Raw genomic sequence first — 23,938 nt, forward strand, 5'->3', positions numbered from 1 at the left:
TAATGTGAGCGATTGTTAATAATTACATATTACTACAATTGGAAGGGTCTCTTATTCTTTTTTTAGGATTTGGGTAAATGAATATCACGAGCCAATTATAAAAAGCTGCAACATATTGGAGGGATGTCCCGTCTGAATAATAACAAGACTAACAAAAGTTTTTTAAAAAAGGAGCTTACAACTATGAACAACATTTTAAAAACAAGCACAGTTCTTTTAACTTTGTCCCTAGCACTTTCAACTGGAGCAGCCTATGCTGCACCTACCACAACTTCCGCAAAAAATAATGCTGCTCAAACTACGGTTAGCGCTAACCCAAAAACATTTGCGATTGAAATCAACGGTTCCGCCCTGAAAGAAACAGGCTTCCAAACTACAAATGGCAAAGAGCCTATGGTGCCACTTCGTTCGGTTACTGAAGCACTGGGCTTTGAACTAACTTGGAATGGACAAACTAAATCCGTTGATCTTATCAATGGTGCTGTGTTCACTACAGTGAAAGCCGGAGAAGATCGCTATAGCATTAATAAAATGAATACTACGCTTGGAACTGCACCACAATTGGTTGACTCCATTTTATATGTTCCAGCTTCCTTTGTAAGTGAAATTATCCACCATAACATGACAGTGAAGGGAGATTCCATCGTGATCACTGCTGCTAATCAGGAAGAGCATATGACCAAGACTGGCGTGATTACAGCTGTCAATAATGAGGGCAAATACCAATCCGTTCAGATCCAGGGTGTAGGCACAGATGGCATCGTACTGAATGTAGGTGAGGATACGACTATCGAAATGGCAGACGGTACAAAGCTTGCGCTGAAAGATCTTCATATCGGTATGACCGTAAAAGCAGAGCATTCCATGATCATGACCATGAGCCTGCCACCTCAAACTCCAACTTACAAGATCACTGTTTTAGATGAGCAGAAACAGAATGATCTTTTGGGTACTGCAGGTACCATTGAAGAAGTTCAAAAAGACGATGAAGGAAACATCAGCATCACCGTTAAAGGCAGTGGCCTGAACGAACAGTCACAACAAGAAGTAGTACTTCGCATTAGCAAAGATACCGCGCTAATCAATTCCGATGGCAAAGCTGTAAACAGCAGCGAACTTGTAAAAGGTGCAAAGGTTATAGGATTCTACAGCCCTATGCTGACTAAGAGCCTGCCACCAATCGGTACAGCTGCTAAAGTCGTAGTAGATTCCGTTCAACAATAAGAAGAATAACGTTATTAATGGACATTTGTCATAAACTAAACAAGCGCGCGCCAATGAAGTATTGGCGCGCGCTTGTTTGATTTTTCTAGAATCTATCACTCTATGAATCACTAGTTAAGAGCAATTGCATCAAAGCTAATAAACGGTCTAAGTTAATGGGCTTGCTGAGATAATCTGTTGCTCCCGCTTGTAAGATTTTCGCCTTATCTTCCTTCAGCGCTTTCGCAGTCAGCGCAATAATTGGAATTTCCTTCTTTGTTGGTATTTCTCTGATTCGATTGATAGCCTCATAGCCGTTCATTACCGGCATCATGATATCCATAAGAACGATGTCTACGGATGCAGATTGCTCCAGCGCATGTATGCCTCTCTCTCCATCCGCAGCTGTAGTCACTTGCAGTCCACGCTTCCTTAACATGTTAGACAGCGCGAACAGATTCCGCTCATCATCATCCACAATTAGAACATGCTTATGATTTAGCGAGGTGAAATCGCTACTAATATTCTCACTGGTTGCAGCGGCAAGAGCAACCGAACCTTCTTCCTCATGACTAAGATCTACTACTTTCTCAGTAGTTTCTTCAAGACTAGGATCCTGAAGCTTCAATGGCAAATACACCGTAAAGACACTACCCATTCCTACCTGACTCTCCACTGTAATTCTACCGCCGAGCAGGATTGCCAGTTCTCTGGATATGGATAACCCAAGCCCAGTTCCACCATATTGACGTTCTGTATTTCCATCCGCCTGTTGAAAAGCTTCGAAAATAATGGACTGCTTCGCATAGGGGATCCCAATTCCAGTATCTTTGATGGCGAAAGCAATAAATAACCCTGTTTCCAAATTGCCTAATTTCACTAACTCGTCTTTAGTCGCTAAGCGTATTTCAAGAATTACTGAGCCTTTAGCTGTAAACTTAAACGCATTGGACAGCAGATTTATAATAATTTGCCGTACCCTTTGAGCATCCGAATAAAATAGTGTAGGCAAACCCTCCCCGATTTGTATATGGAAAGGAATCTCTTTTTTTCGAGAAAGCTGGTTGAAGCTCTGAAGCATTGCCTCCGGGATCTCCGTTAGATTTATTGCTTCAATTTCAATATTCAGCTTCCCTGCCTCAACCTTGGACAAATCCAAAATATCGTTAATCAGCCTCAGCAGATCTTGTCCAGAAGAATGTATAGCTTGTGAAAATTCAATATCCTCCTCGCTTAAAGCTCCCGACTGATTCTCCATGAGAAATTCGGAGAGTAACAATATGCCGTTAAGCGGGGTTCGGAGTTCATGAGACATATTGGCCAAGAACTCCGATTTATATTGAGAGCTTTGCCGCAATAACTCCGCAGATTGAGCAAGCTCGATTTGAGCTTGTTCAGCCTCAAATGACTTTCGCTCGGCTAAGAGGTTCTTCTCCTCCAACTTTCTATTCGTTGCATGTAGCGACTCTGTCTGGATTTGCAGCTCCTCAGATTGGGTTTGTAATTCTTCGGTATACACCTGAAGTTCTTCATTTAAGCGCTGGGATTGTTCCAGAAGCTGATCAATCCTCATACTGCTGATCGTACTGTTGATTGCAGCGCCGAATGCATCTGAAATAGAATCCAAAAATTCAATCTGCCGCTCCGTAAGAGGAGAGAAGGTCGCAATTTCCACCACAGCAACTACTTCATCTGAAAAAGAAACCGGAAATAATAAAAGAGATTTCGGCGCAGAAACGCCCAGCCCAGACTGAATATTGATATAACTCTCCGGAAGATCCTGTATATGCATCAAGCGCGCCTCTTTAGCGCATTGACCAACCAAACCTTCTCCGATTTGAAATGTCCGATGATCTGTAATGTTGCTGCTTCCACCAAACGTGGAGGTTCTATTTAACAAGTCTTGATCATGTTCTTGTGTCCGTATATATAAGGCACTGTATGGATAATCAATAACTTCTGCCGTTTTACTTAAAAAAATGTCCCCCAGTTGTGAGACAAGTGTGATGCCCTGATACCTTGACAATAAATCGTTAGCATGATCCTGAATCCATATCCGCTCTTGTTGCATATCTATCAGATGATTCGTAGCGACGCTGAGATCCCTGATTTCATCATTCGTGGTAATCTCCACTCTTGTCTTCATATCAACAGAGGAATCTAAGCCAGCAATCGTATGGGTAACCTTGCGAATCGTACTAACGATAGCACGTGAAATGATCCACGAAGCGACCACTGAGGTAATAGCAATAATCGCCCAAGCAATATAAAGGAACTCTAGCAGCAATTTGTTTCGATCCGCCTGTTCAGCTATCAGAGTATTAGTGTTCTCATTCATCGTCTCACGGTAAGTACTGAACTGACTACGAATCTGGTCCATTTGATCCTTGCCATCATCCGAATTGAAATATCGTAAGATTTCCGCTTCCTGTCCCTCTTTTTTCAATTCTATTACATAATCCCCGGATTGCTCGATCCAATGCTGGATACTATTTTCAATGTCCACCAGACGCTGGAGTTGCAAGGAATCATTAGCATTCAGCAAAGAGAGCTTATCATAGCTCGCCTTCCATTGTGCTTTTCCTAAATTATAGGGCTCCAGATATTTGTCATCGCCGGTGATAATATAACCTCGTTGTCCTGTTTCCATATCAAGAATGTTCTTCTCGATCTTGTTAGCCAAACTAGCTATCTCTCGGTCCTGATGGGAAATAAAGCTGGTTTCCCGCTGTAGCGTATTAATTCTATCATGCATGATCATAACAAATCCTAATAGACAGATCACAATCAACACTGTAACGGATAGTATTTTATACTGCAAAGTAAATCGGTGTTTTTTCACAAAGTGCCTCCGTCCTGTCATCTAACTAGCTCTTTGCCTAAATCCTTGTATTAATAGCTCTTTCTCCTGCTCCAATACCCTATCGAGACATCTATGTGAATTTTTACTGCTTGTAAATTAAACACTTTTGGATACCGTTGAAACACTTTTTATTTGCCATAAAAAGCCTCCAAGTTCACTCGCTCCTCAATAGAATATGAGGGGAAATGGAGTGACTACTTGAAGGCGATACTACACTAGCTATATTAACAAATACAAGTCTTCTTCTTCACGCCAAGCTTTCCAGCCTGTTCAACCTTAGCAATATAATCTACAGCCAGCGGTACTTTACATGCGGTTTGTCCCATTTGTACCTGGACCTTTCCAATGCTTGCAGCAATCTGCGTTGCCTCATCATGCAGTTCGGTTACGCTGCTGCCGGCAATAATTACAAACATATTCATAGTGTAACGAACTCGATTCTGTTCCTGATGAATGGTAGATTGTATTTGTTGTAGCAGCTCTCTAATCTCAGCGATATCTAGCAGATCATCCGGCGTAACTGAAATGTAATTCCCATAAGTACTCCAGCCACAGGCGGCCACCATTTCATCTGATGAAGAAATCCATTCTCTTGCAAGTTCTAGAGCGTAAGGGCTCTCTGCAGCGACAGACGCTACCGTATATTCCGCCAAAGCATAACAGTAAGCTGCTGACACCCAGTTCTGAAGCTCTTCCTTCGTAAGATGCTTAGGATCAACCGTAATTCCTGCCAGATACATTGCATCATAATTCCCCGTCTGGTACAAAGCCTTAACCAGACTCTGGTCTTTCTTCACGATCTTAACCAGCTTCTTCAGATCGCCTACCTTCACTCCGAATAAAGGCTCCTCAGCACCATGTCGTACGAAGGTGCGTTTCGTCTGCTCTGTACCCATCTCTTCAAGCTTACTCATCACTTCATCAATTGTCAGATTCATTAGAACACCTCTTTATCCCTTCACCGCTTCTCTTAAAATGGGCTCACGACCCAGCGTTACTCTATTCTTGCCCGATTTCTTGGAACGATATAACGCTTCATCCGCTTCCCGATACAAATCCTCGAAAGTCACCTCTCTACGCATTGTAAAAGAAATTCCGATGCTAGCGGTAAGCTGAATGCTATCGTGTTCATTCAAAATTATTTTATAATCACTCATCGTAGTGCGAAAACCCTCTGCTTCCATCAAGGCTGCACGTTTATCCTCAGCAAAAAAGCATACAGCAAACTCCTCGCCCCCGACTCTTCCGGCAATGCCCTTGTTTTGGTACACCTGAAGTATTTTATTCGAGAAATCAACTAATGCCTGATCTCCTGCTAAATGACCATAGGTATCATTAATTAACTTAAAGTCATCGATATCAAATAACAACAGTGCCAGTCCTAGTCCGTCCGGAATCGTTTGGTTTTGCACCATTTGCATAAAATGCCTGCGATTATAAAGTCCCGTCAAATCATCTATCGTTGCTTGATAGACCAATTCACGTTCATACCGCTTCTTTTCACTATGATCACTAAAAACAATTAGCATCCCCTTGTTCTCTGTTGCGTGAAGTTCAGTCGCTATTAAGGAAACCCCATAACAAACCTCTCTTATTCCAGTACATACAATCTCAAACTGTCCTTCTGTCCTTTGACTATAATGAGCACCAATGTCCTTGTGATGCCTCATAAAAAGATCAATATTTTTCCCCATCCAGGTCTCATTCGGTATCCCGGTAATCTCAAATAAAATGGAGGTTGCAGCCTCATTTATACCAATGATTCTATCATTCCGGTCTGTCAAAACTACGCCGTCTTTCATATGCTCCAGGATTTTGATTTTAGTTAAAGGATAGATCGTAGATTTGGAGTCAATGAATAAACACAAATAAGCCGCTATAATTGCGGGTAGATAAGTGAAGGCCGTAAAGCCTGTAAGCGTGATCTTCAACAAGGGAAGTAAAAAAACAGAGATGACCGGAACAAGCAGCCCAGCAAACAGTAAGAAAGCACGTCGTAAAAAAGCTCTCGGTCTATTCATTAAGGAAACAGCTAGCAAGCAGACCGCATATAGACCAAATAGCTGATCATAAGCAATAAAAGCCATGCTAAGAAGCGTAGGCTTTACAGTAATTCCACTAACACCCGCAACAGTGGCCATGCCCACTTCACTACGCATTAGATGATGATAAGTATCCGTAAAAATAAGCAGTACGTCCAAAGCAATTGGAATCGAGAAAATAGCAAGCTTTACTGGCAGACGCTCCGCGGAAGGAGACACATATTCTTTAACGACAGCATAAGTAAATAACGCACTTAAAAAAAGCGGAGCCTGCTGCATATTCTTCCACCACAGCTTAGCCTGAAAAGAGGATGACAAAATCTCTCCCGCTGTTGCAATAAATATGAGGCTGACCAGCAGCATTAAGATCCATAAATAGCGTCTTCCTGCCGACTTTCGATGTCGATAGGAGCTGATGCCCATGTAAAAGCTTAGAACACTACCCATTAATAAGTAATACGGATATCCTTGAATCCACGGCATGCCATATTTCTCCTATTTTTCAAGTCGCTCCTATCATTATATCCTAATCACTCCTACAAATGAATCAACAAATACCAGTACATCTGTACACCTTACGATTTGAACTTCACTCGATGGGAGAACATATATTTTCTGGCCAAGTCCTTAAAGGCTGTTTTATCTTGTACCGACTGAAAGTAACGTTTAGGGATAATCAGTGCTCTATTGGAAGACACAAAAAAAACGAACAAGTTCATTGTTTCACCTATTTTATGTATCTCTTCCCATTTCACTTGCCCGGAACCTGCCTCGGATACGTATTTTATGCCTTCATCTGATATGGAATAACTCTGAGGCTGCTGAGCCAGGCTGTCTGTAGCGAAGGCTTTTTTAGATTTTTTGGTCAAGCTTGATTTGGTCATATACCATAAAACAGCGGCAAGAATCACAGCAGTCCCAGCAAGGATTGAAATACTTGTAGTACTGTAATCCTTAGTAATTAACAGTAAAATCACAAAATAAGCAACCACACTGAAAGAGTTAAGTATAATTCGGCTATTTAAGCTAAACCATAGGTTAAACTCCAGAACGTCCTCGCTCTTCAGGACGGTATCTACTTTTATTTCATTTTCCACTACTGATCGCTCCCCTGCCACTATCGAAATTTATCAATGCCATTTCATTCTAACATGCCTGAACACAAAAAAGGGACATCCCTGAAGCGATCGCTTCTAAATGGGTTGTCCCTTTTTAAACCGTATGAATGCTTATTTCTTTTGTGCAAGACGTTGTTTGAACTTGTCAACACGGCCGCCTTGTTCTGTATCTCTTTGTTTACCAGTGTAAAATGGGTGGGATGCGGAACTTGCGTCCACGCGGATAACAGGATAAGTGTTACCATCTTCCCATTCCATTGTTTCATTGGATGATTTTGTAGATGCACTCAAGAATTTGAAGCCTACGCTTGCATCCATGAAAATAACCTTGTTGAACTTTGGATGTATGCCTTCTCTCATTCTGATCGTCCTCCTTCTGAACAAATTAGTGGAGCCTTTATGGTAAATTAACCAAATGATCTGTAGGTTTATCTATAAGTATAACCTAATAAACGTAGGAAAATTCGTAAATCTTACGATTTAGACCACCACTCCATCATACGTGAAATCGACATGTAAAGTCAACTAATATCCGATATTCCTTATATTCCCTTACGTTCAACTGACTTATACATCATACTCTAATTGTTTTTTAGCCTGAACAATAAAATCTAACGGGTTCTCAATAGTGCTGGCTTGATATTCTACAGCACCTATTTTGAGACCAAGGCTGACTTTATACTTTTTGACAAATTCAGTGTCATTAAGCTCTTGAAGCTTCAGTTTAATCCGCTCAATTACGATTTTTGCTCCATCGCTGTCGGTGAACAGCAGAAGGCCCCATGTTGCGTCATCTTTGTCCAGTAAATACAATGCATCATTGGTACGAATGCTGGCCTGACTGAGCTGAGATACGTCATGAATGGCCTCAGCCAGCTTATCTTCGGGAATAATACGTCTAATCTCATTCCAGTATTTCACTTTCACTACAAGCAGTGTGAGCGGAATCTGATATCGAGTCGAAATGCCTGTAAATAAGGCAGCATCCTTCTGAAAAGAAATACTGTTACGCAGATCTGTGTTCTCGTCGATGATGGCCATATTGGCAGTCTTTTTCTCCAAACGCTGATTCTCAGCCTGCAGCTCACGATTACTTAGTGTAAATATCCACAGTACCACTGTTAACAATGGGGTCATAATTAGCCAGAAGTAAGTATTCAGTCCAATTGTCTCTCCCAAAGATATCGTCTGATACATCGTGTAGAAGCCGTAAGTAAATATAAACACCAGGTTCAAGACCAGCCCTGCAGTTACCGTTGTAAAATACGTAACAATCGCCAGAATAAAAGCCACATTTAAAATGATAATATTCTGGATATAATCATCGGGTGCCCCTGAAATGAAGACAATACAAATAAAAAGAAGCACCAGGAACGATAAGAGAGCGATATCTGAAACTAACCCGCTGCGATTACGTCTCACGCTTATCACCACGTTTCTTCATATGTTTACGAAGCAGCAGGATCAGCGATAGAATCACCAGTGTCAGAACCAGCATAATTACGATTATGAAACTCAGCACGTCCGTTCGTTCCGTTATTTTTTTGACCACGGAATCCTCTGCTGCTCCAGTAATGATCTTGAAACGGTGCGCATTGACATTACCGTCCTTATCAACGATTACCCCATCGCCAAACACCTTCCATTTGTCCCGCTCTGTTGCAATCAACTTCGACGCCAAATAGTACTCTTCAGAGCCCACTCCCGTAACAGCAAGCAGCCCCCGTCCCGCCTCAAATGGCGATTCAATCAGCTGCAGTGTACCGATTTGAGCACCGTAATGATCTTCAATACTCATCTTCTCATTGGAGCGAATCGCTGTTCCGTTCCCGTTATATTGAAAATAGAGCTTATCATTATGATCACGGATGATCTTATTATTCTTATACGTGCCTATGGCGATAACATTATTATTCTTCAAATGATCCGCGCTAATGTTATCCGTGTAGAACTGAATGTTGCCTATATTTCCGCTAGCGTATTTTCCCAGAAGATTAAATACATTAGCTAAACTCAAATATGCGTAATCATCCATTTCTTGCGGCAGCACAACTGCTACTTGATTGTAAAGCCCGTCGCGTATGAATGGATACGGATAGTTATTAAACAAAAGATCCGTACGATCCTTAGTATTAAGACGCATTACAGAATCTTTACTGATATACGCCCACGGCATTTGTTCCTTATCTAAAGTACATTCGGCTCCCTTCAGCTCCAAATCAAAGGCTACAGTTACCGTGAAATTACCAGAGATATTCAAGCTTTGGGGAACTGGAAGATCCAGCATATCGCCATTCGCCAGCTCTTTGGTCAGCTTCTTGCTGCCAATGGGTGTGTTGTTGATGCTGACAGTCACTAATGAACGGTCGAAATCTAAATTCTGTGCATAACGGAAATCCAATCTGATTCTGCCTGAATCTGCAATCGAGCGGTTAGAGGGCAGTGAAACAAAGTATGTCTGCTCCTGATGGCGTGCCCCAGTGAGTTTATCACCCGTTTCTGTAAACGTAATATTGGAGCTAATCGAAAGGGGGGGTGCAGATACTTCTGTAGCATCATCGACCACCTTTAAATCACTGCTGATTTGACCCAATAACTCTTCATTCGCAACAAAACGGCCTGCTTTAATCAGTAAGTTCTCATCCTTCGAGGTTACGACAAGTGTGGGCTGAGTATCCTTATTCACTAACTGCAGCAGTGCATGTGTACTTAAATCTTCAGAGGTGCTTAGCTGAGCCTTTAGCCCGCTTGGTACTCGGTCATACATAGCTACCAGTACAACCGCAGCTTTATTCTTCACCGCATCTGACCGGTAGGGAAGCATTGGAATCGTTCTATTGTCCAATGTATTCCCCTTCACAAGTCCGGAAAGCGCATAAGTAGCCGACTCCAATTCTGCCCCTGTGCTTTTATCCGGTACGGTCAGAACACTATGATTCTTCGTTAAGGTATCAACGCCAGAGAAGCGCTCGCTAAAGTCACTAATCCCCCCAGTCAAGGGCTTCGGCGTATACATCACACTAATACTGGATGTATTAAACAGATGCAGCCAATTATCAAAATCATAATCGACAGAACAAGATTGTTCATCTGAATAGTTTGACTGCAAATACCCCTGAATGCCAAGCGTATTGGTTCCTTTTTTTAGAAACCCTTTAGGTGCCTGAAGGACCAGCTGTTGCTCGCCATTATCTTTTAGAGAAGGTCTAAATGTGTAGAATGGGCTGCCATTTAGCGTTAAGGTAACGCTAGACATCTGCTCCTTGGTAATTTGCGAAATTTGAAAGTGCAGGTTAATTCTGATCTCATTCACATTCCAATAATCCATGACCTCAAAATATTGCTGCTGGGCACTTGAACCCTTTAACGCAGTATCTGTTCCTGTGAAAGAGGTTGTGTAGGTTAATCTAGTATCCTGAGACGGAGCCTCGGCGGCTGCAACATTCAATTGAATTAGAAAAAGAGAGAGGCAGGTTAACAGTATAACCATTTGTTTTTTCATCATCATGTTCTGTTTCTCCTGTGATCACATATTTCTCATAGTACTTCTTTGTTCGTTATTAATAGCGTTCAGTCTTATACCACTTTGCTTCTCTTTTGAAGATGAGATCTTTGGCGTAAAGATATAATCCGTAAGCCGCGACAACCATCCACAGCTGACAATAAGAGACGTACATCAACATTACGATCCATAAATTGGACAAGCTCATCTCGCCCTTCTCTGTCGTCAGCGTTATGAAAGTACCTACAACGAACAGAATGATGGCGAGCAGCCAGAGAAAATTGCTAAGCCCAGCAATAGTAGTATGTACATAGCCCAAAGCATGCAGGATGAGCAGCACATCCGAGGTGATTAATGACATCAGCAATAAGAAATAAATAGCTAAAAAATAAAGAATATCGAACCGGACTTTTGCGGCGGATTTATCGAACAGCAGGGGGATATTTTTGACAATGACATAAATGTTGCCCTTAGCCCAGCGCGTTCGCTGCTTGAACCAGACTTTTAAGGTCTGTGGCTCTTGCTCCCATGTGACCGATTTCGGCTGGAACTTGATCCGATAACCCATCATATATATTCTGAAGCTGATTTCTGTATCTTCGGCTATCGCTTTAACATCCCAGCCACCGATACTTTCTATGATAGACCTGCGCATAATAAAATTAGTGCCGGGAATGGTGCATAACTTGAACAGCTTCCAGCGTCCCGCTTGTGCCATCCATTGAAAGGACAACGTCTCAATATTAATAAACCGGGTAAGCAGGCTTGCGTTACGGTTACGGGTTCTAAACTTACCGATTACTGCACCTAGGCTAGAATCATTCATGATCTCAGCGACCAGATAACGTAAAGCCGTTTTTTCAGGCGTATTGTCTGCATCATAAATCGCAATGAACTGCCCTTTGCAATGGGTGAAGCCTATATTCAGTGCATTCGACTTCCCTTTGCCACCAGTAATCGCATCCGTATTTATGACGATCAGCTGACGCCCCGGATTTCGGTTTTGGATACCAGCCAGCAGTTCAGCACTGTTATCAGAGGAATTATCATTAATCACAATAATCTCATATCGATCTTCCGGATAATCAAGCGCTAGCAGAGACTCCACCGTCTTACAGATTACTACCCCCTCATTGTGAGCAGGAACCATAATTGAAACCAAAGGATATTCGCCCTCTATCTCTGGTATGTCCTCATTTTCAGATTTAATGTAATATAAATAGCCTGCGATAATGAGGGTTACATTCACCAGCAATAAAGACCAGATACAGATCACTGCAATTACCATCAGTATGTCTGAAATCGTCATAGGATCCTCCAAATCACGATTAGTTGTCTCATTTCAAATACTTTTTCCTATACATTCGGTATCCGATGATCATTAATCCGCCAAATAGCAACAGAGAAATCATTATCGCAACTATAAAGAACTGATTCTGTATATTAAAAAGCGTCGTAAAGCTCTTCTTCTGCTCTTCTGTATACCGATAATCGCTATTCACTGTTTCTGGCGTATAATTCAGACTCAGGGGTTGTCCATTAATAGAAATCACTCCTTCTGATGAAGTGATCGTATTGACGTCTGTAACAACCTCATGCCTTTCTTGTTTATAATCCGCAAAAGAAACCCAGTATTGCGCCAGCATCTTCAGCATTTCCTCAAGTTCTTCCTTATCCTTAGGCATATCCACAGTGATTACCGTGTCCATCGGCAGTTCTGGCATCACATTATTGGATGTTTGCAAATCCTGCAAAAAATTAATCGGCACACTATATAAAGAGGATGGAAAGGACTTGGAGGTATCGCTCTGCTCCATATAATCAACATTTTCATCCGGATACAGGATCACAGAATCGAAAAACCCCATCCCCGCCTCCGAGTATTCCTTGTCATACGCCCAGTGCATTTGTGCTCCGATTCCAAGCGGCCCAATCTTGTTGTGCACCAGCAGATTAATGAACGCGTCCATCTTCGCCTGAAGTGAATGATCCTTATTACTAGTACTCGTTGAATGCATCGCAATAGGGGCATTGACCAGAATGCTGCCATTATTCGATTGCACTCTTTTGATGGCTACCAGATAACGCTGCATGGCCGGATAATCGGTGTTGCTGAACACTGGCCGCACACTTGCGAGAAAAGGAACCCCCATTTGATACAGCCGCTCCGCAGTCTCTGTCAGCAATCCCAGATCAGAGAAGGGATAGATCTCTTTGATCGCAAGATACACTTTAGGCGTTGCGTTGATATGAAGCCAATCCTTCAAAACATACCCCATCGCTAGTGCACTGACATTGCCTTGTTCAAAATACGGAACATAAGCAGCACCCTCTTTACTCACTGCATAAGGTGCTTGCAGGCTATCATCCTGGAAGGTCAGCTTTCCAAGGGACTGGGTTCCCTGACTTCCGGCTATATAGAGCATATCCTGTACCTGAAGTGAAATTCCCGAGAACTGTCCGATCTGGATAGATGGATTCGCGTCATACATGACATCTGTGGTTAACTGTAGTTTCTTTTTCAGCGAGGCTGGAGGGCTGTACCCGATGTGCAAATACTGTCCCTGATAATGCTCCCAATCCTCATCATAGATTGGATTAGTCATCACAATGTCCGCTGCGTTACGGACCATAATCACCTTGGAGTAATGCCCCAGCATCCCTTGCTCATATTGATCCAGACTTCTAAGTGTGACCTTCATGGAATAGGCCGCCAGCAGTCGCTGGAGTTCAATCACGTTGCCTTCCTTCGTTGTCCCCTTAGCGAGGCTGTCATAGAGTAGTAGAACCTGCTGTGGAGAAGCAGCAGATTGGACAGGTGTGACGGGAATCAGAAGGGTCGTTAGGGTCAACGTCAGTAGCAATATACCGTTTAATACTCCTCTGATACTCACACACTCACATCCTTTTGAGGCTTTGTATACGGGCTAGAAGGGGTGCTTTTTCTAACCTGCTTAACCTGATTACTGTTTTTAGAAACTCTACGCCCAATCACACTGGATAGGGTCAGAAAAGTGACTAAGTCAAAGGATAATGTAAATAAGAACTCATGCTTGGAAATATCGGCATCGCCTGCCCCGATAATCGATACAAAAATACCCGAAAGCCCAATGCCAATCGAAGCGAAAATCAATACCATTCGCTGCATACCTCTGAAATCACGGGACTTGATCGCTTTTACAAAGGAAGGCATGTAGAGACCGATAACAAGCACCATCCAGAGAAAGATGAACCCGAAAGTTCGCGGGGCCAGCGTTTGTTTCAGTTGGCTGTATCCGGTGAAAAAGTGACTCTGTGCTCGAAACTCCTTACCAACGGAATACTCGAAATTCCCCATAGCCGCAGGCTTAATCGAGAATGCACTTTGAGCAGCTACATTAAGAATCGAATTAAGCTGGTCTGGGTTCGTTAAATAATATTTAAGGATGGATACAAATCCATAACGACTGTAGAAATTCTCCTCGAGAAGTGGTGAATTCACGTCTATGGTCACGTACTTCTCGTAGTGGATGCTGTTCTTCAGAATGGCGAATTGCTCATCCATCCCTAACGCTTTTAAAGCTGCTTCTGGATCAGGTGATTCCTTCAGCACCCCTCGGGTCATGGCATGAAACTGGTTAATGTTTACGAACTCGTTTGAGATATTCAAATACGTAAACACACCTGCGAACAGCATTAGAGCAAGAGACGCCATTGTCAGGATCCGAAATATCCTGTCTCTACGAATCCAAAGCAGTGAACATGCCAGAACAGCAATGATCATCCCCACTGGCGCATTCTGCTGCTTAGAAGTAGTCAGGATCAGCGTGCTAATTACGAATATGGCCAGCATCGCGTAGTCATTGAATCTTTTTCGATATAACATCAGCCATGAAGCGAACATGAAGATCGTCGTAATCATCACAACGCTCTCGCCGTAAAAGGAGTTAAAATAAGCCGTATACCCGGTATCTCCGAATATAAAAACGGCAACACCTGCAATGATGAATCCCTGTGTTCGGGACATCTTCCATGTAATAGCCTCTATTAATAAGTAAATTGCGATTACATATAGAATCGTATAAATTGCCGCTTGAAAGCGGATGTCGAATACCTCACTACTGAAGAACAACTTGTTAAGTCCTATAGCCAGCTTGATAAATAAGGACTGAGAGGAAAATAACATTGCACCATTCTCATTAAAATATTGAAAGATCCCATATTGCTTCACAAAATAACCAAAGTACTGACTATCATAATCCGGCAGATTGAAATAGAGTCCATTACTATAAATGCTACGGAAAAAGTCACCGTTATCCGCCACTCCGACATACGGAGCTGTGAACAGCGCGATGATGGTAATAAGCAGCACTCCAAATGCAGCAAGAAATGCAGGAGAAACCGATAAATTAGCAAGAGTTAACTCCTGCCTTAGAGGTGTTTTTACCGTGTTGTCCATCATGCAGGTTCACCTTCAATACATTAAGTTTAAGTTAATAGACATAGGCCAGTAATGCCATCAGGTTGTCAAAAGAATAAGCTTGGCCGCTAGCCACATCACCGAATCCTCCGTACAGTGGGCTATCCACATCTGTTACTCTGAACTCGTTCATTCTTTCAATGCTTTTGTGGTGGAGAGATTCATCGCCGATTTCTGCGCCGATCATAGCCGTAATGGCATAAATGGCTGTGGACCGGATATCGCTCAGTGGCTTACCTTCTCTCGAATATTGCCCGTACAACGTTCCAGCTTCGACCTGCCTTTTGATAAAATCAATGCTGGTGGCTTTCTGCTGGCCCACCTCAGCTAAGGCTAGAATGGATAAAAGCGACTCTACTGTATTGATGTTTTCCGAACTATATTTTCCGGTCTCATAATTAAACCGTGTCTCATAAAAGGGGAATTCATCCGATAAATATCCGTTTTCCAATATTACTTTCATATCATTCGTCAGTTTCTTACTAAATTGGCTAGGAATCGACAATTTTCGCAAAGTGCCCAAATTAATATAACACAAAGTGACGAATGTGTTTGTTGAAGAATATTCCATATCGTAGAAATCATAAAGTTTTCCGTCTTTTACATTATAATCATAAAATCTTTGGCCATATTTATCCGCTTCAGCTGTATAGCGTTTATCGCCGAACTTCTCCCCTGCCTCATAAAGAGCTTGAATCATGCGCAAATCATCAACGGCAGCATTCAAGGGGTATAGCTTCTGCTGTTTAGGACTATAACGGTAGCTGAAACCGCTCTTGATATCAAAGGTTTGCTTGGCTAGTTGCCATTGTTCTGCAAATCTCTCTTGTTGGCCGCTACGCACAGCTGCCAGCATCCGGAGAGATGCCGATTCACTCAGAACTTCGTATCCACTCGCCGCTTCCGCCGACTGATCTGTTTCAATATGATTAGTATATACACCGTGCTCACCTGTGAGTTTCGAGGTAATAAACTGCTCTAAGTCAGTTACTTCCTGCGTCTGGGTTACCTTGGTATCATTTTCTGAATCTACTGGTGCTGGAGAATTAGTATGAGCACTATTGGACGGATTCGGTGCTGCCGTTTTTTCGCATGCCGTTAACCCTATAATGCCTGCAAATATCGCTAGTGCAGCAATGATTATTTTCCTCAAGTGATCACCTCCTTTTAATATTCTCCTATCCTGTTTACTGCCTAGTATTATCTATAACGGTAATATACAACAAAATGTTAAATCAACTGTGAGCGTTATGTATCTATTCTTGGACAAAAAAGAGATATCCTTACGCCTTTGGCGAACGGGATATCCCCTCTGTATCAGTTATTTATTCAATCATACGTTCCCAAAAACGATGGGCAGTAATTGCCGCGACAAGGCTGGCAGCAAACACCTCTCCGCCATCTCCAATGATTACACCCGGACTGCTTCTATGCTCGGCCGTTTCAAGTAGTTTAGCATTCTCAGTAGTCACTGCGATGGGCTTAAAGTGAGAATAGGCTTGGTTCAGGAATTGCGCCGTATCCTTATGGAATTTCTTACGTTCCGAATTTCCACCAGCTGCATAAATCGCATCAAAGAGGACCGAATCTGTCGTGGATAAGGTATGAATGACTTCAAGCTCTGTCCCCTTTGAGCCTTTAATAAATCCAAGCTTATCGCTAATTATTTCCGGCTGGATCCCGGCTCTCATAAGCGTATCCAGGACAGGCATCACCAAGACTTCATCAAATCCGTCGCCTATAATCACCCCTATTTTACGTGTGTTTGGGTGCTTCTTCGTATTTACCTGACTTAGTGCCGGGGAGGCTTGAGTCACCTCGGAACCGCCTGTTATCGGAGGCTTCGCCCCAATAGCCTTTGCTACAGGCACAGCAAGCTCTAACGTAACGTTCCCGAGCATATCTACAACCTGCTGCCGGACTGACTTACTCTTTACCTTCCCGAGCTCGAATGAATAGGCTTCAATAATATGCGTTTTTTCTGGAGTACTCATGCTGTTCCAGAACAGCTTGGCTTGTGAAAAATGGTCTTCAAAGCTTTTGCTCCGGCTACGCACCTTACGACCTTCCACCTTCTCCTGATAATGTACATAACCACCTTCAGCCTCTGTTGCAGGTGCGGGCGTATTGTTAGCAAGCGAATTATTATGATAGCTCACTGAACCCTGATTAATCGTCTGCCGTCCATACCCGTCACGCTGGTTGTTATGGAAAGGACATACCGGTCTATTGATCGGCAACTCATGGAAGTTCGGGCCGCCAAGCCGAATTAGCTGAGTATCCGTATAAGAGAACAATCTGCCCTGAAGCAGTGGATCATTGGTGAAATCGATGCCTGGAACCACATGTCCAGGGTGGAAAGCTACCTGCTCCGTTTCGGCGAAAACATTATCCACGTTGCGGTTCAAGGTCATTTTCCCAACAATCTGTACAGGTACATCTTCCTCTGGCCATAGCTTTGTAGGATCCAGCACGTCAAATTCAAACTTAAATTCATCTTCTTCACTTAGAAGCTGAATGCCCAGCTCATATTCCGGAAAGTTGCCGGCTTCAATCGATTCCCATAAATCACGGCGATGAAAGTCAGGGTCCGCACCCGATATTTTCTGAGCTTCGTCCCACACCAAAGAGTGTACACCGAGCACCGGTTTCCAGTGGAATTTAACAAAGTGGGCTTTTCCCTGCTCATTAATCAACCTGAAAGTATGCACCCCAAACCCTTCCATCATTCTGAAGCTTCGTGGAATAGCACGGTCCGACATCAGCCACATTGCCATATGGGCCGATTCTTGGTTATTGGCTATGAAATCCCAAAAGGTATCGTGAGCCGATGCGGCCTGAGGCATTTCATTGTGCGGCTCAGGCTTAAGCGCATGTACTAAATCTGGGAACTTGATCGCATCCTGGATAAAAAAGACGGGCATATTATTTCCGACTAGATCGTAATTCCCTTCCTCAGTATAAAATTTGGTAGAGAATCCGCGGGCATCCCGCACCGTCTCGGCTGATCCCCGTGATCCGGCTACCGTCGAGAACCGGACAAACACCGGTGTCTTCACGGAGGGATCTTGAAGGAATTTCGCCTTCGTATATTCTTTCAGTGATTTATATAATTCAAACTCACCATGAGCAGCAAATCCACGTGCATGCACGATTCGCTCAGGGATTCGTTCATGATCGAAATGCGTCATTTTTTCCCGGAAATGAAAGTCTTCCAATAAGGTTGGGCCCCGATCACCCGCTTTTAAGGAGAACTCGTCCTCTGATACTTTTAAACCCTGGTTCGTTGTTAAGGTGTGACCTTCATCCTTACTGCGAAACTGTTCCAATTGCTCATTCTTGCTGTTTCCGTTCACTTTTTGATGTTCACTCATTAACAATGGCTCCTTCCAAAGGTAAAGTAGATATTATCATGTATCTCTTACCCTTAAGGAAAGATTGGCAAACAAAAAAAGGTCGTATCTAGCACCCACTTGGCACTAAACACGACCTTGTCTCAGTGAATCAGCTTATTTCCTATTTTTGTACTTCTTATTTCACATCGTCGCTAAGAGACCTAAGCCATTTCTCGCTTCCATCTCCATTACGAACCGCTTCATGAGAGAACGTAGCTTCCTGTACATCACCGAAGCCCCAATGGTCTTCTGCAATATCCGGGAATAGCGGTGCCAAACCTTTCAACGGTCCGCGATACAGCATACGATTAATCAGGGTTACCGCTTCGACACGAGTGATTGCATTCTTCGGCTTGAAGGTTCCATCCGGATAACCCGTTAGAAACTTTCCGTTATACAATGCTTCAATCGCATTGCCTGACCAATGACCAGAAGTATCCGTGAAATGTGTCACCGCCGGTGTGCCTGTCTCAAGTTTCAGGAAACGAGCCATAACCGAAGCTAACTCTCCTCTGGTTACAGGTGCGTCCGGACGGAACAACCCGCTCGGATCTCCTGTGAAATACCCGTTCTTCACAGCAATGCGGATATAATTGGTTGCCCAATGCCCCGCACGGATATCGCTGTAAGGAAGAGCATAAGTAATAGTCTCATTCTCCGTTAGTCTAGCCACAATTGCAGCCAGTTCTGCCCGTGTTAGAGAGCCATTTAGCTTAAACTCCTTATCCGGGTATCCTAAAATATAACGGTAATGCTTCAGTTCTCCAAAACGATCGGAGTATATATTTACCTTCACCAATGCCTTAGCAGAGGATTGCCCGGAGGTAAACTCTCCCGGTACCGTTAAGGCGACCTCTGCAGCATCGATCAATGGCCACTTTACAACAGGAGTAAAGCTACCGCCCTTGCCCACACCTACGTTTGTTACTTTCCATACGATTACGTTACCCGTAACCGTTCCGCCAGCAGCATCTACAACAACTACCCCATCAGGAAGAGTAATCTTTACCTCACCTGTTGCCGATACAGCGGACGAATCGTTCTTGTAAACTACTGTAATCGGTGACTGCTCATTCTCCTTCACTGTGTTCTTCTCTACAGAGAGAGTAAGTGCTACTTTTACGGCCAGATCAGTCGAAGTCGATAGAGTAGCACCAGAAGTGTTAGGCACTGGCTGAAGCTGTACATCATGCCGCACAATATCTGTACCCACAGAAAGAACAGGACTCTTATAATTAATATATCCCTCATTCGTCACCATTAAGTAATAATCCGTATCTGGATAGACCATGTAAGCATAGAAACCATTACTATCGCTCAACTGCTTCGGACTCGCATTATCATTCGGTGCAAATCCTGCAATCACAGGCAATGTAACCTCCCCATTCGGAGTCAAACCTTTACTAGCATTCCGTGGAGTATCCGCGTAATGCAGCATCACTTTTGCACCCTCAATGACATGACCTGTTACAGCGTCAGTGATCGTACCATAAGGGTCAACCAGAGACTGTGAAATATTCAATTCACCAGCGGCAGTTACAGCTACTGTATTACGGCTGACTACAATAGATTTTCCAGATTCCAGTTCATAGCGCACTTCAAGCTCATACTGACCTACAGCAAGGCCCTCTGCATTAAATACGCCCTGCGCCTGTAGTGGGAAAGCCTTAGGTTTACCATTCTCCGATACATAGCTGCCATCTTGCTGTTTTAAAAATACACTAGCATGTCCAAGCCATTCGGAGTTCAGCAAGGAAGATTGACCGTTCGTCTGTTTGAAGAGCACCAGACCTGTCAGCGTCTTCTCCGATTCGAAGTTCTCGTCTCCTGAACCCGTTACTTGTCCCACTTTTGCATACTGTTTATACGTAACTGCCGTAGGTACACCGCCCACGTCAACCGTTTGTGTAATCTCCAGCTCATATTTGGCATCGCCTTTAGGCACGACTAGATAATACGCACCCTTCTCATCGGTCACGATATTCTCAATGAAGTCCACACCAGGCTCAATTTTGCCATCACCGTTCAAATCAAGGGTAGCTCGTACTTGAGCACTTGCTACAGGAGTGTTAGATCCCCCCGTTGTAATAAAGCCCTGAATCGAAGCTGGCAAGAATGTAATAGTAATCTCACTCTTAGCTAATAGACCATGCTCGGCATTGTTCACATTAGCTTGAACAGGTATATTCTGCTCGCTAACCCCTGTGATTTGTGCAGAATGATAGGTTACCTTCGCAATACCGTTGTCATCGGTTACTGCGCGATCATTACCTACAAATCCGCCAACAGCTGCTTTAAAGACCACTTCAATCCCCTTGATTGGGTTTCCATTACTGTCTTTGAGGACGGCAGTCAACTCTGTTGTAGCCTTACCGTCACCCAAAATGCGTTCTGGATTTGCACTCAGTATCAACTCCGTTTGAACCACCTGATAGTTGTTGTCTATCAGCTTATCCGCCGCTTCACCAGCTAACGGAGCATCACCTGCACCCCAAGCGCTAAATGAAACTGCATAGCTATTCGCTGTGGTATTCAAAGGCAATACAAACGTGGTGTATTCCCATTGCTTAAATCCGTCAGTCTCGTAAGTAAGCGGATTAGCTAAAGTCAAAGTCACGGAAGTATCAGCAACATTCGCCGTTACCTTCTCAGCCGCAAGCGAGCTCACTGCCGACAGTTTAAGCGGTTGACCCGGTATCGCTTTTACGATAGTTGGATCACCTTGTTTCTTATTACCAACCCATCCATTCAGTGCTTTATGAAGTTCAATCTTCACGGTTGCTTCAACAGGACTTGTTTGTCCGTCAGCATCGGTCACAACATAAGTGAAGCTGTCTTTACCCGAAATAAAATCAGAGTTTGGCGTGTAAATCCATGTATCCCCTGCCGGATTGCCTGGATCAGCAGGTGTTAATATTCCTTTCAGTGGAGGTGTAGCAATGCCGTACGTAAGACCTGTAACCGTTTCGCGGTCAGTCCCCTTCAGTACAACAGTAAGGGAAGGCACACCCTCGTTTCCTTCTACGCTCAGTGCATTAGCCACCGGCAGTCCATTATAAGTAATGATGACCTCGGCAAGATTCTCAGAGTATACCTGACCATCATACCCTTCCCACTTGAATTTCACTTCTGTACCTTCTGCCAGTTTAGTATCTGGAACAAAGGTAAGACTGCCAAGATCAGCTTTACTCAGAACTGCTGGAATACCTGGCTCAAGATAGACTGCTTCTGTCACCGTATTGTTATAATACAGCTGCCCATTAGCAGCAAAGTCTGCTGGAAGAGTGATCCTTACCGTGCTCAGATTGCTATTATCATCCTTATAGACATTTGCGAAATCATCTGTTGTAAAAGGAATAGCAGCTCCATGAGCACCTGTCTTATGAATATCTGCAACTACTGGTGGCGCATTGATGGTAATTGTAACATTCTTACTTTCCTTCGCGTATTGCTTGCCATCTGTACCATTCCATTGGAAGGCCACTGTACCCGCGGTCTCCGCAGTCGGAATAAAGGACAGACTGGCCAGATCTGCCGCGCTGATCTCAATTCCCGGAGTCACCGTCTGTTCAGGTCCATTACCTACACGGTAAACAAGTTTACCTTGACCTTCCGCTGGAACAGTAATGATCTTGACCTTAGTAAGCGGATCGTGCTTGCTGTTTACGAATTTATCCGTGAAGTCTTTAGCAATAAAAGGAACATTATTTCCTTTCTGACTCGACTTCTCAATATGGCCCACTGTTGGTGCTGCCGTTGCAGTAATCGTAACCACAGCATCCACCGCCCCGTATTTCGAGCCATCATACCCATTCCATTTAAAATCAATATTCCCAGTAAAACCGGTAGTCACTGGAACAAAGGTTAGTTGCCCAAGATCATTCACCGAAATTTCATCACCGGCTTTTACTGCCGTTTCGTTTAATACTAATTGGCCTTTTTCAGCATCCGGCAATGTAACGATCTTTACCTTCTGCAGCTTAGAACCATAGGCATTACCATTAATTTGATAGTATTTGCCGGAAAATTCATTGGCATTAAAGGCTGTTGGCTCATATTGCAACCCTGCCTTGGTAATATCCTTCGCCACCGGATCGAAGGTTGAAAAAGTATACATATGCTGAGCTTGGCCCGGATTTGTATATTTTTCTCCGCTAGTTCCGCCTCCACGGTCATCAAAGAGAATCACATTTACCGTGTATTCTTTAGACGGACTAAACGTACTGTCCGTAAATTCAGTTTTCCAAGTCTGCTCTTGTCCAGCAGTTGGCTCTTCAAACAGCTTTTTATCGAGCCCTACGTTCTTATCGATTAACTCGCCGTCAAACTCTCTCTTCTCAACAACGCTTACTTCCATGGAATAATCTTTACCCGATAGCTTAGGAATAAAGCTGGCATCCAGTGTGATCTTTCCATTCTCCACCTTAATCCCTACATTTTCGATCTCCCCGGTCTGCCGTTCACCACCATCAATAACAAGCTGGGCCCAATCCACCTTCATGGTCCAGTTTGTATTAGGAGCAATTGACTCCCGCATATCATTAAAATAATGATGAATCGACAAGCCTACATAGTTATCGCCTAGAGCAATTCTTCCAAGATCCTCTTTCTTGAAGGGTAAAACCGTTGTATTCCATTGCTCATTTTGCCCAGAAAGTGTTCCCAAGTAGGCGCTTCGAGTAAGTTCTTTCAGATAACCCTGTCCACCGGTACCTACACCGGAAGCCGCGACGTTTGTTTTCCATTTCCCACTGGTCTGCCAAGCTGTATATGGATTTACAAGTGCAATATCAGCAGGATTTTTGGAGAAATACACTCTATCCCATTCACCGTTCGAACCTGCCGCTGTCAGTGATGCGATCTCATCCACATCGTAAGCACGAATCAGCATATAAGCGCTCTGCGTCGGAAGCTTAGCAACTGCCTTGATCTTAAACTCAATCGGATACTTACTATAGTTATCCGCGGTTGTTTTGTTCTGATTCTTAATATCCACATCCATGTCACCATCGGCTGCTTCCGTGCCTAACGGACCCCCACCCCAATTATCGGTGTCCGTAAAATAAGTTTTACCAGCTGATGCATCGGCAGCTTGTACTATGCCGAAAGTCTGTAGCATTGGGCCTGCCAACAGCACTACAGACAACAAAATACCAACTATTTTCTTAAATATTTTTCCATCCATTCTGTATTTATCCTCCCTAGTATAGTTCTTAGGACATAATAAACCATAATAAGGAGGGGATCTGAACAAAATCTGAACAGAAAACAATTTTAACAGTGAAATAAGTCACATTTTATCAAAAAAAGACAGAATCCCGCGAAGCCGCAGCTTCCGAAAATCCGCCTAATCCGT

At 43.4% G+C, this 23,938-nt stretch carries 14 protein-coding genes; 1 reads left to right on the forward strand and 13 read right to left on the reverse strand.

Features of this window, described 5'->3' with window-relative positions; translation table 11 throughout:
• The first annotated feature begins 183 nt into the window (after positions 1-183).
• On the forward strand, positions 184-1,224 hold the full coding sequence (locus MHB64_RS29430; RefSeq protein WP_341135946.1) for a stalk domain-containing protein: 1,041 nt from the start codon (positions 184-186) through the stop codon (positions 1,222-1,224).
• A gap of 100 nt (positions 1,225-1,324) precedes the next feature.
• Here MHB64_RS29430 and MHB64_RS29435 read toward each other — a convergent pair whose 3' ends face one another.
• From MHB64_RS29435 to MHB64_RS29495, 13 genes are all read right to left on the reverse strand, one after another.
• The gene (locus MHB64_RS29435) at positions 1,325-4,045 is read right to left on the reverse strand and encodes a CHASE3 domain-containing protein (protein WP_341135947.1); all 2,721 of its coding nucleotides are present in this window, start codon (positions 4,043-4,045) and stop codon (positions 1,325-1,327) included.
• 245 nt (positions 4,046-4,290) lie between these two features.
• On the reverse strand, positions 4,291-4,998 hold the full coding sequence (locus MHB64_RS29440; protein WP_094875420.1) for a DNA alkylation repair protein: 708 nt from the start codon (positions 4,996-4,998) through the stop codon (positions 4,291-4,293).
• An 18-nt stretch (positions 4,999-5,016) separates the two neighbouring features.
• Positions 5,017-6,591: a sensor domain-containing diguanylate cyclase gene (locus MHB64_RS29445; RefSeq protein ID WP_341135948.1), complete on the reverse strand. Its 1,575-nt coding sequence runs from the start codon at positions 6,589-6,591 to the stop codon at positions 5,017-5,019.
• 92 nt (positions 6,592-6,683) lie between these two features.
• Complete coding sequence (locus tag MHB64_RS29450) at positions 6,684-7,205, reverse strand: YcxB family protein (protein ID WP_094868371.1); 522 nt, start codon at positions 7,203-7,205, stop codon at positions 6,684-6,686.
• A 132-nt stretch (positions 7,206-7,337) separates the two neighbouring features.
• A complete protein-coding gene (locus MHB64_RS29455; RefSeq protein WP_094868372.1) occupies positions 7,338-7,586 on the reverse strand; it encodes a type B 50S ribosomal protein L31 in 249 nt (82 codons plus the stop codon).
• A 207-nt stretch (positions 7,587-7,793) separates the two neighbouring features.
• Complete coding sequence (locus MHB64_RS29460) at positions 7,794-8,648, reverse strand: diguanylate cyclase domain-containing protein (RefSeq protein WP_094868373.1); 855 nt, start codon at positions 8,646-8,648, stop codon at positions 7,794-7,796.
• Positions 8,638-10,734 carry a cellulose biosynthesis cyclic di-GMP-binding regulatory protein BcsB gene (locus tag MHB64_RS29465; protein ID WP_341135949.1) on the reverse strand — a complete coding sequence of 699 codons (2,097 nt, stop codon included), beginning with the start codon at positions 10,732-10,734 and terminating at the stop codon, positions 8,638-8,640. Before MHB64_RS29465 ends, MHB64_RS29460 begins: the two co-directional genes overlap by 11 nt.
• Positions 10,735-10,786: 52 nt before the next feature.
• Positions 10,787-12,037 (reverse strand): glycosyltransferase family 2 protein, encoded by a 1,251-nt coding sequence (locus MHB64_RS29470; RefSeq protein ID WP_341135950.1) that lies wholly within the window; start codon positions 12,035-12,037, stop codon positions 10,787-10,789.
• 28 nt (positions 12,038-12,065) lie between these two features.
• Positions 12,066-13,622 (reverse strand): hypothetical protein, encoded by a 1,557-nt coding sequence (locus MHB64_RS29475; protein ID WP_094868375.1) that lies wholly within the window; start codon positions 13,620-13,622, stop codon positions 12,066-12,068.
• Positions 13,619-15,166 carry a glycan biosynthesis hexose transferase WsfD gene (gene wsfD / locus MHB64_RS29480; protein WP_341135951.1) on the reverse strand — a complete coding sequence of 516 codons (1,548 nt, stop codon included), beginning with the start codon at positions 15,164-15,166 and terminating at the stop codon, positions 13,619-13,621. Before wsfD ends, MHB64_RS29475 begins: the two co-directional genes overlap by 4 nt.
• Before the next feature lie 34 nt (positions 15,167-15,200).
• A complete protein-coding gene (locus tag MHB64_RS29485) occupies positions 15,201-16,340 on the reverse strand; it encodes a glycosyl hydrolase family 8 (RefSeq protein WP_341135952.1) in 1,140 nt (379 codons plus the stop codon).
• 172 nt (positions 16,341-16,512) lie between these two features.
• A complete protein-coding gene (locus MHB64_RS29490; protein WP_094868377.1) occupies positions 16,513-18,561 on the reverse strand; it encodes a catalase in 2,049 nt (682 codons plus the stop codon).
• 157 nt (positions 18,562-18,718) lie between these two features.
• Positions 18,719-23,767, reverse strand: coding sequence for an S-layer homology domain-containing protein (locus tag MHB64_RS29495; protein WP_341135953.1), 5,049 nt, complete (start codon positions 23,765-23,767; stop codon positions 18,719-18,721).
• Positions 23,768-23,938 lie beyond the last annotated feature (171 nt).

This window comes from Paenibacillus sp. FSL K6-2859 (genome assembly GCF_038008265.1).
GTDB classification, from domain to species: Bacteria; Bacillota; Bacilli; order Paenibacillales; family Paenibacillaceae; genus Paenibacillus_AQ; species Paenibacillus_AQ nitricinens.